The sequence below is a fragment of the Thermoanaerobaculia bacterium genome, from assembly GCA_035260525.1.
Classification (GTDB): domain Bacteria; phylum Acidobacteriota; class Thermoanaerobaculia; order UBA5066; family DATFVB01; genus DATFVB01.
Map to the genome: position 1 here is coordinate 1 of DATFVB010000028.1, position 13,521 is coordinate 13,521.

General features: G+C 68.0%; 12 protein-coding genes and 1 pseudogene. 6 read left to right on the forward strand and 7 right to left on the reverse strand.

Annotated elements, in window-relative coordinates; all coding sequences use genetic code 11:
- The first annotated feature begins 11 nt into the window (after positions 1 to 11).
- Positions 12 to 119, forward strand: coding sequence for a PLD nuclease N-terminal domain-containing protein (locus tag VKH46_01080; protein ID HKB69405.1), 108 nt, complete (start codon positions 12 to 14; stop codon positions 117 to 119).
- Positions 120 to 628: 509 nt separating this feature from the next.
- Here the strand turns inward: VKH46_01080 and VKH46_01085 are convergent.
- The gene (locus VKH46_01085) at positions 629 to 826 is read right to left on the reverse strand and encodes a PLD nuclease N-terminal domain-containing protein (protein HKB69406.1); all 198 of its coding nucleotides are present in this window, start codon (positions 824 to 826) and stop codon (positions 629 to 631) included.
- Between the two features lie 63 nt (positions 827 to 889).
- On the opposite strand from VKH46_01085, the gene VKH46_01090 reads away from it, so the two are divergent.
- Both VKH46_01090 and VKH46_01095 read left to right on the forward strand, forming a co-directional pair.
- Entirely contained in the window at positions 890 to 2,050 is a 1,161-nt protein-coding gene (locus VKH46_01090) for an acyl-CoA dehydrogenase family protein (GenBank protein HKB69407.1), read from the forward strand.
- Positions 2,051 to 2,339: 289 nt separating this feature from the next.
- Complete coding sequence (locus tag VKH46_01095) at positions 2,340 to 3,182, forward strand: amidohydrolase family protein (protein HKB69408.1); 843 nt, start codon at positions 2,340 to 2,342, stop codon at positions 3,180 to 3,182.
- 262 nt (positions 3,183 to 3,444) lie between these two features.
- Here the strand turns inward: VKH46_01095 and aceA are convergent, their stop codons facing one another.
- Together aceA and aceB are read right to left on the reverse strand one after the other, a co-directional pair.
- Positions 3,445 to 4,728, reverse strand: coding sequence for an isocitrate lyase (gene aceA / locus VKH46_01100; protein ID HKB69409.1), 1,284 nt, complete (start codon positions 4,726 to 4,728; stop codon positions 3,445 to 3,447).
- Between the two features lie 10 nt (positions 4,729 to 4,738).
- Positions 4,739 to 6,343, reverse strand: a pseudogene (gene aceB, locus VKH46_01105) (malate synthase A).
- A gap of 107 nt (positions 6,344 to 6,450) precedes the next feature.
- Here aceB and VKH46_01110 point away from each other — a divergent pair.
- Together VKH46_01110 and VKH46_01115 are read left to right on the forward strand one after the other, a co-directional pair.
- Complete coding sequence (locus VKH46_01110; protein ID HKB69410.1) at positions 6,451 to 7,893, forward strand: short-chain fatty acyl-CoA regulator family protein; 1,443 nt, start codon at positions 6,451 to 6,453, stop codon at positions 7,891 to 7,893.
- 108 nt (positions 7,894 to 8,001) lie between these two features.
- Positions 8,002 to 8,955: a 3-hydroxyacyl-CoA dehydrogenase family protein gene (locus VKH46_01115; GenBank protein ID HKB69411.1), complete on the forward strand. Its 954-nt coding sequence runs from the start codon at positions 8,002 to 8,004 to the stop codon at positions 8,953 to 8,955.
- Between the two features lie 68 nt (positions 8,956 to 9,023).
- Here the strand turns inward: VKH46_01115 and VKH46_01120 are convergent, their stop codons facing one another.
- Both VKH46_01120 and VKH46_01125 read right to left on the reverse strand, forming a co-directional pair.
- Positions 9,024 to 9,431: a hypothetical protein gene (locus tag VKH46_01120; GenBank protein HKB69412.1), complete on the reverse strand. Its 408-nt coding sequence runs from the start codon at positions 9,429 to 9,431 to the stop codon at positions 9,024 to 9,026.
- A gap of 86 nt (positions 9,432 to 9,517) precedes the next feature.
- Positions 9,518 to 10,357: an MqnA/MqnD/SBP family protein gene (locus VKH46_01125; protein HKB69413.1), complete on the reverse strand. Its 840-nt coding sequence runs from the start codon at positions 10,355 to 10,357 to the stop codon at positions 9,518 to 9,520.
- 418 nt (positions 10,358 to 10,775) lie between these two features.
- On the opposite strand from VKH46_01125, the gene VKH46_01130 reads away from it, so the two are divergent.
- Positions 10,776 to 11,339 (forward strand): PadR family transcriptional regulator, encoded by a 564-nt coding sequence (locus tag VKH46_01130; GenBank protein HKB69414.1) that lies wholly within the window; start codon positions 10,776 to 10,778, stop codon positions 11,337 to 11,339.
- Positions 11,340 to 11,968: 629 nt separating this feature from the next.
- Here VKH46_01130 and VKH46_01135 read toward each other — a convergent pair.
- Together VKH46_01135 and VKH46_01140 are read right to left on the reverse strand one after the other, a co-directional pair.
- Entirely contained in the window at positions 11,969 to 12,553 is a 585-nt protein-coding gene (locus tag VKH46_01135) for a GTPase domain-containing protein (protein ID HKB69415.1), read from the reverse strand.
- A 13-nt stretch (positions 12,554 to 12,566) separates the two neighbouring features.
- On the reverse strand, positions 12,567 to 13,067 hold the full coding sequence (locus VKH46_01140; GenBank protein ID HKB69416.1) for a roadblock/LC7 domain-containing protein: 501 nt from the start codon (positions 13,065 to 13,067) through the stop codon (positions 12,567 to 12,569).
- Positions 13,068 to 13,521 lie beyond the last annotated feature (454 nt).

Below are 13,521 nucleotides of genomic sequence, written 5' to 3' on the forward strand. Positions count from 1 at the left end.
CGATCCTCCAGATCGTCGAGAGCGGCCGATCGACCGCGCGCAAGGTGCTGTGGATCCTCCTGGTCGTGTTCTTTCCGCTGGGGGGGGCTTTGCTCTGGCTCCTCTTCGGTCGCAAGTAGGCGGCGCGGACCATACGCGTCGTTATACGGGACGCGGGTGGCCGGCCGGCGGGCGCAACGTACGCCTCGGTACGCCTAACCGTCGCGGGAGCTGGCTCGGGGGACGAGAGCGCGTGGCGGCCCGGCGGTTCGTCGAACGAGCGACTCGACCGCCGAGGCGGCCACCCCCTTCGCCTACGCTCCCGCTCCCGCATCGCGGAGCTTTCGCCTCGGTTACTTCGGGCGAAAGCTTTCCGCGATGCGAAGGGCCCGAACCTGTGACGTTGCCGTGCTGACAGCTGGCGCGTCTTCGCGCATCACCGAATCGTCAACTGACTTGCAATCCTCGGTTGAAGAGTTGCGCCGTTGCCCCGCAGGGATTCTCAGTGAATTGACATCAAGGCGCGGCCAGACGTGTTGGAAGACGCGCGCGGGCGGCCGGGCCGGCGGGCAAGGCGTACCGAGGCGTACGTTGCGCCCGCCGGCCGGCCGCCCGCGTCCCGTATAACGACGCGTATGGTCCGCGCCGCCTACTTGCGACTGAAGAGGAGCCAGAGCAAAGCCCCCCCCAGCGGAAAGAACACGACCAGGAGGATCCACAGCACCTTGCGCGCGGTCGATCGGCCGCTCTCGACGATCTGGAGGATCGCGTAGATGTCGAGGACGAGCACGAGGAGCGACGCGCAGCCGTAGACGCGGCCGAACGTGAAAGCGAGCGGAAGCGGCATCTTCTTCCTCCTGCGGAATTTCGGTATCCTACCCCGGCTCTTCCGTCGAAAGGATTTGATCGCATGATCCGAGAAATGCTCTCGCCCGAGAATCGCGACTGGATCGAGCGCGCGAAGGAGTGCGCCGAGAAGTACGTCGCGCCGCATGCCGCCGAATGGGACCGCACGGCCGAGTATCCGTGGTCCGCCGTCGAGGGACTGAAGAAGTACGACCTGTTCAAGGTCTGGATTCCGAAGGAATACGGCGGAGCCGGCGGCGGCGTGCTGAACCTCTGCCTCGTCGTCGAGGAGCTCTCCAAGGTCTGCGGCGGCTTCGGCGTGCTCTACGCCGTCAACTCCCTCGGTTCGTTCCCGATCATCCTCGGCGGGACGGAGGAGCAGAAGCACGAGTGGCTCCCGAAGATCGCCGCGGGCGAGAAGTTGATCGCCTTCGGGCTCTCGGAGAAGAAGTCGGGCTCCGACGCCGGGTCGCTCTCCTGCCGCGCCGAGCGGCAGCCGGACGGCTCGTATCTCGTCAACGGCGAGAAGAAGTGGAACACGAACGGCAACGCCGCCTCGCTCTACACGGTCTACGCTTCGACGAACCCGGAGCGCGGGTCGCGCGGCATCACCGCGTTCCTCGTCGAGAAAGGCCATCCGGGCTTCCGAATCGGGAAGAAGGAAGATCTCATGGGGATCCGGTGCGTGCCGGTCCACGAGCTGCATTTCGAGAACTGCTCCATCCCCGAGCGGCAGATCCTCGGAGGGAAGGAAGGGGGCGGCTTCGCCAACGCCATGATGACGCTCGACCGCGCGCGCCCGGCCGTCGCGGCGCAGGCCCTCGGCCTGGCCCAGGGCGCGCTCGACCTCGCGATCCGCTACACGCGCGACCGCCAGCAGTTCGGGCAATCCGTCGCGTCGTTCCAGGGAGTCCAGTGGATGCTCGCCGACATGGCCACACGGATCGAGGCCGCGCGCCAGCTGATCTACGCCGCGGCCTCCGCGATCGACGGCGGGGTCAAGGGCTTCAGCAAGTACTCCGCGATGTGCAAGGTCTTCGCGACCGACGTCGCGATGGAGGTCACGACCAACGCGGTTCAGCTCTTCGGCGGCTACGGCTACTGCAAGGACTACCCGATCGAGAAGTACATGCGCGACGCCAAGATCACGCAGATCTACGAGGGGACCAACCAGATTCAGAGGCTCGTGATCGGCAGGGCCATTACCAAGGAAGCCGCCGGCTAGAGCAAGGCGCGGACCATACGGGCCGTTATACGCGTCCGTAGCACCCGCCGGCGGGATCAACGTACGCCCCGGTACGCCTCACCCGCCGGCCGGGTGCTCCGAACGCGTCTTCCAACCCATCTGGCCGCGCCTCACGATCATGCCAACAGGGTGATGCCTCGCATTTTCGCTCTTCGATCGGTGAATCAGACGACCCGGTCGCCATCGTCGCTTGCCGCGAGTTAAGCGGCGCGGCGTGCCGCGACCGCTTCAACGATGCGGCAAACCAACGTTGCTAAACTGTCATCCGATGCCGGTCATCGACGCTCACCTGCACGTTCAGCCGCACGACGAGTTCAACGCCGAATCGAGGACGTTCATCGAGAGCGGCCGCCGGGATCTGGAGCGGTACTCCCGAATCGAGCGATCGCCGGACGAGTTGCTCCGTTTCTTCGACGAGCAGGAGATCGAGGCCGGCTGCCTCATCAACTATGTCGCGCCCGACACCCTCGGCCTTTCGGAGAACGTCAACGCGTGGATCGTCCGCTACTGCCGAGATCACCGTGATCGCCTGATCGCGGTCGGCTCCGTGCATCCCCGCTTCTCGAAAGACGCCTACGGCGACACGCGGCGGCTGTTCGACTCGGGGATCCGCATGATCAAGCTCCATCCGCCCCACCAGCTCTTCTCGCCCAACGACTACCTCGGGCGCAACGAGATGCTCGCCGGGATCTACCGCGCGGCCGAGGAAGCTCGCGTCCCCGTCATGATCCACACGGGAACGTCGACGTTCCCGTCCGCGCGCAACCGCTTCGCCGACCCGATGGCGATCGACGACGTCGCCGTCGATTTCCCGAACCTTCCGATCGTCCTCGCGCATTCGGGGAGGCCTCTCTACGGCGAGACGGCGTTCTTCCTCGCGCGCCGGCACCCCAACGTCCGCCTCGAGCTCTCCGGCATCCCGCCGAAGAAGCTCCTCGAGCACCTGCCGCGGCTCGAGGAGGTCGCGGGCAAGACGCTGTGGGGGACCGACTGGCCGTCACCCGGGATCGTCTCGCCGTCCGCCAACGTCGCCGCCTTCCGCGCGCTGCCGCTCTCGGACGCGGCGAAGGAGAAGATCCTCTACTCGAACGCGAAGAAGCTGTTCGGGTGAGCTCCTCGACCCGATCCGCCTGACCGCGGTCGACCTCTCCCGCGGGAGAGGCGGAGCGCGGTCTTTTCGCGGCCGAAGCGCCCGGTCCGCGATGCACAAAGCCTTTCGCGATTCCAGCTCGTCAAACCCCGAAAGCACGGCGAGGCGCGAGCCCGGCGGGATGCGATTGTCCGGCCCGCGGGCAAGGCGTACCAAAGGGCGTACGTTGAGCCCGCGGGTCGGGCGAGCGCGCACGCCCGGCTCGATGCATCGCCGCGCCGGCTTACGCGGCGGTGCCTCCGAACTGCTCCGCCTCCGTCGAGCCCTCCAAGGCCGCCGTCGAGATCTTCCCCGACGCGATCACCGTGGCGACCTCGTCGAAGTAGCCCGTCCCCACCTCCCGCTGGTGGCGCGTGGCGGAGTAGCCGAAGGCCTCGCTCGCGAACTCCGCCTGCTGGAGGCGGGTGTACGCGGTCATCCCCTCCTCGCGGTACGTGCGCGCGAGCTCGAACATGCTGTGGTTGAGCGCGTGGAAGCCCGCGAGCGTCACGAACTGGAACCGGTATCCCATCGTGGCGAGCTCCCGCTGGAACCTTCCGATCGTCCCGGCGTCGAGCTTCTGGCCCCAGTTGAACGAGGGCGAGCAGTTGTACGCCAGGAGCTTGCCCGGGAACTCGGAATGCACGGCCTCCGCGAAGCGCCGCGCCTCGGCGAGACTCGGCTCCGACGTCTCGCACCAGAGGATGTCCGCGTACGGCGCGTACGACAGGGCGCGGGAAATCGCGACCTCCAGCCCCCCCTTCATCCGGAAAAAGCCCTCCGCCGTTCGTTCGCCCGTGAGGAACATCCGGTCGCGATCGTCGACGTCCGTCGTCACGAGCTTCGCCCCGTTGGCGTCCGTGCGGGCGACGATCAGGGTTGGAACGCCGAGGACGTCGGCCGCCAGCCGCGCCGCGACGAGCGTCCGAAGGAAGGCCGAGGTCGAGACGAGCACCTTTCCCCCCATGTGGCCGCACTTCTTCTCGGAGGCGAGCTGGTCCTCGAAGTGGACGCCCGCGGCGCCCGCCTCGATCATCGCCTTCATGAGCTCGAAGGCGTTGAGCGCGCCGCCGAAACCCGCCTCGGCGTCGGCGACGATCGGCGCAAACCAGTGGATTCCGTTCTTTCCCTCGGCGTGGTGGATCTGGTCCGCGCGCTGGAGCGCCCGGTTGATGCGCCGGATGACCTCGGGGACGCTCGTGCACGGGTAGAGGCTCTGATCCGGGTACATGTGTCCCGCGAGGTTGGCGTCGGCCGCGACCTGCCAGCCCGAGAGGTAGATCGCCTTCAGCCCCGCGCGCACCTGCTGCATCGCCTGGTTGCCGGTGAGCGCTCCGAGCGCCGCGACGAAATCCTCGGTGTGGAGGAGGCGCCACAGGCGCTCGGCGCCCATCTCGGCGAGGGAATGACGGACCTCGACGGATCCCCTCAGGCGAACGACGTCGCTCGCCTCATACGGCCGCTCGATGCCCTGCCAGCGCCGTTCGTTCTCCCATTCTTTCGCGAGCGTCCGCGCGTCGTTCCACATCGGCGTCCTCCTTCTCGATACGCAGGAGCTCGGCATAGGCCGGCTCCGTCAGGAAATCGGGGAATTCCCGGGAGATGACCAGGCGGTCGAACAGAGCGATCGCGCGGTCGAGGCGGCTCCCCGGACCATCGAGCGATTCGCGGAGCCCGGCGACGACGCGCTGCCGCGTCTTCTCGTAAAGGTCGCGGTCGACGGCTCTCCCGTCCACCAGGAGCGCCCGGTGCCGCAGCCATTGCCACACCTGGGCCCGGCAGATCTCCGCAGTCGCGGCATCCTCCATCAGGTTCGCGATCGGAACGCAGCCGCGTCCCCGCAGCCACGACTCGAGATAAACGATCGCCACCTCGACGTTCCGGGCGAAGCCGGCCGCCGTGATCGGCCCGTTCGGTACCGCCAGCAGATCGGAGGCCCCGATCGTCTCGTCCGTCCCCGGGTGGCCGATCTGGTTGGGTCCCGCCATCTCTCGGTCGAACACGCCGCGCGCAACCGGGACGAGCCCGGGATGGGCGACCCACGTCCCGTCGTGGCCGGCGCGGACCTCTCGCACCTTGTCGTCGACGACCTTGCGGATCGCGCGCTCGTGCGCGAACGGATCCCCCTTGATCGGGATCTGCGCCGCCATCCCGCCCATCGCATGGATTCCGCGTCGGTGACAGACCTGGACGAGCCGCTCGGAATAGGCTTTGAGGAACAACCGGTCCATCGTCAGGCGCCCCCGCTCGGGGAGGACCCGGAACGGATCGGCGGAGAATTTTTTGATGAAGCTGAAGATGTAGTCCCAGCGCCCGCAGTTGAGACCGGCCGAGTGCTCCCGCAGCTCGAAGAGGATCTCGTCCATCTCGAAGGCGGCGAGGATCGTCTCGATCAGCACCGTCGCGCGAATCGTCCCGATCGGAAGCCCGAGCTCGGCCTGAGCGGCGACGAACACGTCGTTCCAGAGCCGCGCCTCCAGGTGGCTCTCCATCTTGGCCAGGTAGAAGTAAGGCCCGCTCCCCTTCGCGACGAGAGCCCGGGCGTTGTGAAAAAAGAAGAGGGCGAAGTCGAAGAGCGCCGCCGAGACCGGTGCGCCGTCGACCCTGACGTGCGCCTCGTCGAGATGCCATCCCCGCGGCCGGACCATCAGCGTCGCCGTGCGCGGGAGGAGACGGTATTCCTTTCCCCCCTCGGCCGTGAACGCGATCGTCCCCGCGACGGCCTCCCGCAGGTTGCGTTGCCCTTCGACGACGTTCCTCCACGTGGGCGAGTTCGAGTCCTCGAAGTCGGCCATGAAGACGTTGGCGCCGGAGTTGAGCGCGTTGATGATCATCTTGCGGTCGACCGGTCCGGTGATTTCGACGCGGCGGTCGACCAGGTCCCGCGGGATGTCGGCGACGCGCCAGTCTCCCTTGCGGATGGTGCCGGTCTCCGGCGGGAAAGCTGGCACGGCTCCCGCATGGAGACGCTCCTGGAGATCCCTTCTCCGTCGGAGGAGCTCTTGTCGGCGACTCTCGAATTGGCGGCACAGTTTCGCGAGGAACGAGAGCGCGTCGGGCGCGAGGACCTCCTCCTGGCCCGGGACGAAGGTGCCTCGGATCTCGATGTCCGACGACGGGCGAAACGCGCCGATCTTTTCCATGCGGAGCGGAAGGAGCAAGAGCAGTGCCCCGGACGCCCGAATCGGCGGCGGGCGCGTGTGGCGGCGTCAGCGTTTGTAAAGGCGGCGGTGTCACGCAGTAAATCGCGATGACGAGCGGGACGCGTCTCGGCGCGCGCGTGCGAGCCCTGCGACGCCGGCGGCGCCTCACGCAAGTGGAGCTCGCGCGAACGCTCGGGATCTCCCCGAGCTACCTCAACCTCATCGAGAACAACCATCGCCCGCTCACGGCGCCCCTCCTGCTGCGGCTCGCGCGCACGTTCTCCATCGATCTCGCGAGCTTCGCGGCCGACGACGAATCGCGCACCGCCTCCGATCTCCAGGAGGTCTTCGGCGATCCGCTCTTCGAGGAGCACGACGTGACGACCATCGATCTTCGCGAGCTCGCCGGCAACCCGGCCGCTGCGCGCGCGGTGATCGCGCTCTATCACGCCTACCGCGACTCCCTCGAGGCCCGCGAGGCGCTTGCGGCGGCCGCCTCCGACGGCGACCGGCCGCTCGGGACCGACGCCGCCCGGCTCCCCTCCGAAGAGGTGTCGGACGTCATCCAGAGGAACGCGAACCACTTTCCGGAGATCGAGACCGCCGCCGAAGCCCTCTCCCGCGAGGCCGGGCTCGAGACGTCGGACCTCTACCCGGGCCTGCTGCGGTGGCTCGCGAGCGAACGCGGGGTCCGCGTCGTGATCTCCCCCCGCGAGGCGCGGGACGGCCCCCTGCGCCGCTACGACGCGAAGGACCGGCTCCTCTTCGTCTCGGAGATCCTGCCGCCGCGCAGCCGCAACTTCCAGGTCGCCCACCAGATCGGGCTCCTCACGCTGTCGCCGCTCTTCGACCGAATCCTCTCGCGCGAGCACCTGACGAGCCCGGAATCGGTCTCCCTCGCCCGGATCGCGCTCGCCAACTACTTCGCGGGCGCGCTCCTCATGCCGTACGCGCCCTTCGCCGCGTCGGCCCGAGAGCTGCGCTATGACGTCGAGCTCCTCGGGCACCGGTTCCGGACGAGCTTCGAGCAGGTCTGCCACCGGGTGACGACCCTCCAGCGTCCCGGCGACGAGGGAGTCCCCTTCCACTTCATCCGGGTGGACATCGCCGGCAACATCTCGAAGCGCTTTTCGGCCTCCGGGATCCGGTTCGCACGCTTCTCGGGTCTCTGTCCGAAGTGGAACGTTCACGCGGCCTTCATGACGCCGGGCATGATCCGCACGCAGCTCTCCCGGATGCCGGACGGCGCGACCTACCTCTGCGTTTCCCGGACGATCCGGAAGGACCACGGCGGCTATGGCGCGCCGCACACGCTGCTGGCGGTCTCGCTGGGCTGCGAGGCCAGTCATGCTCGCGATCTCGTCTATTCCGACGGCCTCGACCTGACGCATCTCCAGGCGGCCGTCCCGATCGGCGTGACCTGCCGGCTCTGCGACCGGATGGACTGCGAGCAGCGCGCCTTCCCTCCGATTCTCCACCGCCTCCGGCTGGATGAGAACGTGCGGGGCCCGTCGTTCTATACGCCGGCCCTCGTCCGGAAAGGACCATAGCGGTCGTTTTACAGCTCCGGCGTTTCGTGTCCGCCGTCTCGCCGTCGTGAGCCAGACCCTCATGACAACGGCGGGGCGTTGGAGTCCGACGGCTATAATCGCGGCCCGATGCCGTCGGACAGCTCGCCGCCCGAAATCCGGAGCGTTCTCGTCGTCGGTGCCGGCACGATGGGCCGCGGCATCGCCGCTCTCTGCGCCTCGCGCGGGTACGAGACGTCGATCCACGATCCGGTGCCCGCCGCGGTCGCCTCGGCTCCCGCGGCCGTCGCCGCTCTCCTCGAGAAGGCGCGCGCCCGCGGGAAGATGACCGACGCCGAGCTGCGGGCGGCGCTCGGCCGCCTCCGCCCCGTGGCGTCGGTCGAGGAAGCCGCGCGGGCCGCCGATCTCGTCGTCGAGGCGGCGCCCGAGTCGCTCGACGTCAAGCGAGCGATCTTCTCGGAGCTCGACCGGACCGCGCCGGACGCCGTCCTCGCCACGAACACGTCCTCGCTCTCGATCGCGAAGATCGCCGGGTCGACGCGGCGGCCCGGCCGCGTGATCGGCATCCACTTCTTCAACCCTCCGCTCGCGATGCCGCTCGTCGAAATCGTCGTCGGCCCGGAGACCACGCCGGAGACGATTGTTGCCGCCCGGGCCTTCGTCGCCTCGCTGGGAAAGGAATCGATCGAGGTGCGGGACTCGCCGGGCTTTGCCACGTCGCGGCTCGGGGTCGCGCTCGGCCTCGAGGCGATCCGGATGGTGGAGGAAGGGGTCGCCTCCCCGGCCGACATCGATCGCGCCATGGAGGCGGGCTACGGGCACGCGATGGGACCGCTCAAGACTTCGGACCTCGTCGGGCTCGACGTGCGGCTGGCGATCGCGGACGCGCTCGCCCGGGAGCTGTCCGAGGAGCGATTCCGGGCGCCGGCGCTCCTTCGCGAGATGGTCGCCGAAGGAAAGACCGGGAAGAAGGCGGGCGAGGGGTTCTACCGCTGGGAGGGGAACGAGGCCCGTCCCCGGACCGTCGCGGGAGCCGGCTCGGGGAACGGGAGCGCGTGGCGCCGCCGCGGCTCGTCGGATTAGCGACTCGACCGCGCCCGGCGCCATCCCCTTCGCCAACGCTCCCGCTCCCGGGTCGCGGAGCTCTCCCCTCAGCGCGCCGACGGAACGATCGTCGGCACCTCCTCCGCCGGCTCGCGCCCGCTGCCGAGCGCGGTTCCGACCAGGAGGAAGAGCGCGCACAGGAAGGCGATCGCGAAAAAGAGCGTCGAGATCCCGTGGTAGCGGGCGAAGAGAACGCGTCCGGGATCGCTCTCCGGGTGCAGCCGGATCCGCTCCATCACCGGGATCACGACCGTCCCGATCGCGAGCGCCGCGACGAAACCGAGCGCCGGGACGCGGCGGAGCAGGGCGTTGCCGCGGGAGCGCGCCGCGGGGGCGATCCGCCCCGTGGTGAAGAAGAGAATCGCGAACGAGATCTCGAGGAGGCGGCAGACCGAGCGGAGGATCGCCGAGATCAGCGCCCCGGCGGAACGGGGGTCCGGAGCGAGCCGGAGCACCGCCGGCGCGACCGCGGCCGTGAAGGCGATCGGGGCGGCAAACGCGACGGCAAGCGCAGCGAAGTGGATCGCGGCGACCGCCTTCTTCAGGAACCCTCCCCGGCGAACTCGACCCGGACGGAAGGGACGAGCCCTGCTGCGGCCGCGCGCCCGAGGAAGAGCTCGATCGCGCGCCGGCCCTTCTCCCCGTAGCCCCGGGTCCAGTCGTTGACGTACATCCCGACGAACCGGTCCGCCTTGTCACGGTCGAGGTCGCGCGCGAATCGCATGGCGTACGTCAGCGCCTCTTCCCGGTGGGAGAGGCCGTAGGCGATCGACTCGCCGAGGACGTCGGAGACCGCGCGGACCGTCCCGGGCCCGAGCGCCTTGCGGATGACGTTCCCCCCGAGCGGCAGCGGAAGGCCCGTTTCGGCGAGCCACCAGGCGCCGAGATCGACGACCGCGTGGAGCCCCTCTTCGGCGTACGTCAGCTGGCCCTCGTGGATGATCACGCCGGCCGCGAGCTCCCCGGCGCGGACCCGGGGGAGGATCTGGTCGAAGGGCACGAGCGTCGTTCGAGTGCCCGGGCGCCAGAGCTGGAGCGCGAGCGCCGCGGAAGTCTTCTCCCCCGGGATCCCGACGACGACTCCGTCGAGGTCCGCCGGAGCGAGCGGCCGGGCCGCCACGACGACGGGCCCGTACCCATCCCCGAAGGAAGCGCCGTGCGGCAGGAGCGCGTAACGGTCCGCGACGTCGGGATACGCGTGGAACGAGATGGCGGAGACGTCGAGCTCGCCGCGGCGCGTCCGCTGGTTGAGCGTCTCGATGTCGGAGAGCTCGTGAACGAAGTCGAATCCGCGGTCATCGACCTTCCCCTCCGCGAGCGCGTAGAACATGAAGGCGTCGTCGGAATCGGGCGAGTGCGCGAGAGAAATTTTCTGCTTCATCGCGGGAGCTCCCTGCGAAAAGATTTTTCGAAAATCAAGAAATATTTCTTGCGTCCGGTATAAAAAGACTTAAAATGAAATCGCCGAAGGGGATCTAGCCCTCCGGCGATTTTCAGGAGCGGATGTTCCTACAGAACGACGGTAGTGACAGTTCGCAGGTGTTACGCCCCTTCCCAACCAGGAGGGCCAACATAGCACCCACGAACCGGAGTGTCAATCGACTACCGGGAGGGAGGTGAAGAGATGGCCACGAAGAAGAAGGCTGCTCCCAAGAAGAAGGCGACTGCCAAGAAGTCCAGCAAGAAGAAGTAATTAAGCCATTGTCTCGGATTCATACGGGGCCTTCGGGCCCCGCTTTTTTTGTCCTTTTTTCAGGCCGCACCGCGCCGACGCTATATCAACAGTTATATAGTTGACCGTGTCGCTCAACCACATCCTTCTCGCCCTCGTCGCCGATCGTCCTTCCTCCGGATACGCGCTCAAGAGACGGATCGACACGGAGCTCGCGCCCCTCTGGACGGCGGAGCTCTCCCAGATCTACCCGGCGCTCGGGAGGCTCCAGCGGGCGGGGTTCCTCTCCGGCCGGGTGATCGGACCCTCCGCCGGGCCGGCGAGCTACCGCTACCGGGTGACCGTCGCCGGCCGGCGCGAGCTCGCCCGCTGGATCGCCGAGCCGCCGCGCATCCCGTCTTTCCGCGATGAGACCCTCTCCCGGCTCGCGATCGGGCGGGCGCTCGGCAAGGGGGCGCCGGAGGCGCTCGCCGCCTACGAGCGGATGCTCGCGGACGAGGCGGCCCGGCTGCGCCGCCGGATGGATGCGGGAGCTCTCGGCCGCATCGCCCGGGACGCGGCGCTCGCCCGTCTCGACGGGCTGCGCCGCTGGGCGCGGGCGGCGGAGCCAAAGCCGGAGAGCGTTTCGGCGCAGCGGCTCCTGCCGCTGGCGCGCCGCCGGCGCGGGCCGCAGCTCCGCAAGACGAAGTAGGCAGCGCCGAGTTGAAGCGGCAGAGCCGCTTAACTCGGCGCCCGGGAAACCCTCATCGGGAGCAGACCCTTCGCTTCGCTCAGGGTGACAGAAGGAGCGGCGCCCACGAGGCCGCGGCGGACGACTACCGCTCCCGCATCGTGTCGAGCGCGGGAGACCTGCCGGAAGACGGAGTCCTCCGACGGGGCCCGAAAGCAAGCCAGGAAAAGATCACCTTCCTGCAAGGCGTGGGGGGGCGCGAGCCCGGTCCGCCGTCGCTCTCACGAGCTATGGCGGATCGATCGCCGAATGACGTTTCTTGGCTCGGAAGGCGGTGTCCTCGCTTCGATCCGCCGAAGCCTCGGCGAAGGCGGACGGGATGCGGGCCGGCCGCGGCGGCATTGCTCAATGACCTGCACCTCGGGGCCCTCCGCATCGCGGAAAGCTTTCGCCCGAAGTAACCGAGACGAAAGCTCCGCGATGCGGGAGCGGGAGCGCAGGCGAAGGCGGTGGCGGCGGCGCGGTCGAGTCGCTCGTTCGACGAGCGGCGCCGCCGCCACGCGCTCCCGTCCCCCGAGCCCGCTCCCGCGACGGTCACGCGCGCGCCCGGCTCGATGCATCGCCGCGCCGCCCAACCCGACCTCAGCTGTCTATTTCTTCTTGAGCTCGAGCAGTACGAGCTTCGCCACCGCTTTCAACGTCTCGAACACGCCGACGCCCTGCGGGGCGACGGCCTCGAACGTCGGCTCCCCCTTGATGTTGAGCTGCTGGTACATCTCGTCGGCCGCCATCGCGGTCGGCAGGTCGCGCTTGTTGAACTGCAGGACGTACGGGATGATCGCGAGGTCGTACCCCTGCTCCTTCAGGTTCTTGTCGAGATTCTGGAGCGCCTCGACGTTGGATTCCGCGCGCGCCCGCTGCGAGTCGGCGACGAAGACGACGCCATCCACCCCCCTGAGGATCAGCTTCCGGCTCGCGTCGTAGAAGACCTGTCCCGGAACGGTGTAGAGGTGGAAGCGGGTCCGGAAACCCCGAACCGTCCCGAGGTCGAGCGGGAGAAAGTCGAAGAAGAGCGTGCGGTCCGTCTCGGTCGCGAGCGAGATCAGCTTCCCCTTCGAATTCGAGTTCGTGCGGTCGTAGATGTACTGGAGGTTCGTCGTCTTGCCGCCGAGCCCGGGGCCGTAGAAGACGATCTTGCAGTTGATTTCCCGGGCGGCGTAGTTGATGAACGTCATCGGCGGTCGGGCTCTACTCCGAGAAGAGGTTGTCGATGTCCTCGTCGGTGATCTCCGCAAACGGCGATTCGAAGCCGCTCGCGATGTTCGCCTTCTCGACCTCCACCTTCTTCAGGAGGTCCTGGAAGACCTTCTCGAGCTCCATCGACGCCTTGCGCACACGGAGGCGGACGAGGCCGAGGGACGAGCGGTCGTCGAAGATCACGACCAGGATGACCCGCTGGCCGACGATCGAGATGTGGATGTTGTCCTTCTCCCCCTCGTGGAAGAGGATCGAGAACTCCTTCTCCCCGATCAGCCGCGCCAGACCGTCCGTCGCGGCGACGTTGCCCGCCGTCAGCGACGCGAGCGAGGTCGTGTCGACCGACTCGAGGTCGCCGTTGGCCGCGATCTGCTGGCCGTTCTTGTCGACGAGAAAAACGATTTTGGCATTCGCATCGACCCGGAGACGCGAGATGATCTCCTTGATCAGCTGGAATTCCTCGTCATACATGATGAGGTCGGGAGACGCCATGAAAAGCAAGCCCTTTCGTTAGTCCGTTCGGTCTTTTATATCACGGCCGGGACCGGCCGGAATCCCGGCCCGCGCCGTTTTCCTGTCTCGACCGCATCTGCGGCCGAGCGCTTTCCAGCGACGCCATCGGCGGGCCCGTTCGGGCGGCGGGCGAGTGATGGCCGAACCTTCCGCTCGCCAAGACCCGAAAGCACCGCGAGACGCGAGCGAGACGGGATGCGGGCCGGCCGCGAGATCCCGGTGAGGCGACCGCGAAGCGGTCGTCCCCGCGAAAGCGGGGACCCAGGATTGGATACCCGCTTGCGCGGGTATGACAGAAAACGCGCGGATCGCAGGGTCTCGCGGGCGCCCGGTCCGCCTTCGCTGAAGCTTCGGCGCGACCCTATAGGCATCGACCGGCCCTTACGGCTCGCGCGAACTCTCGACTAAATCACGCCGTAGCTCGGCGAGACGG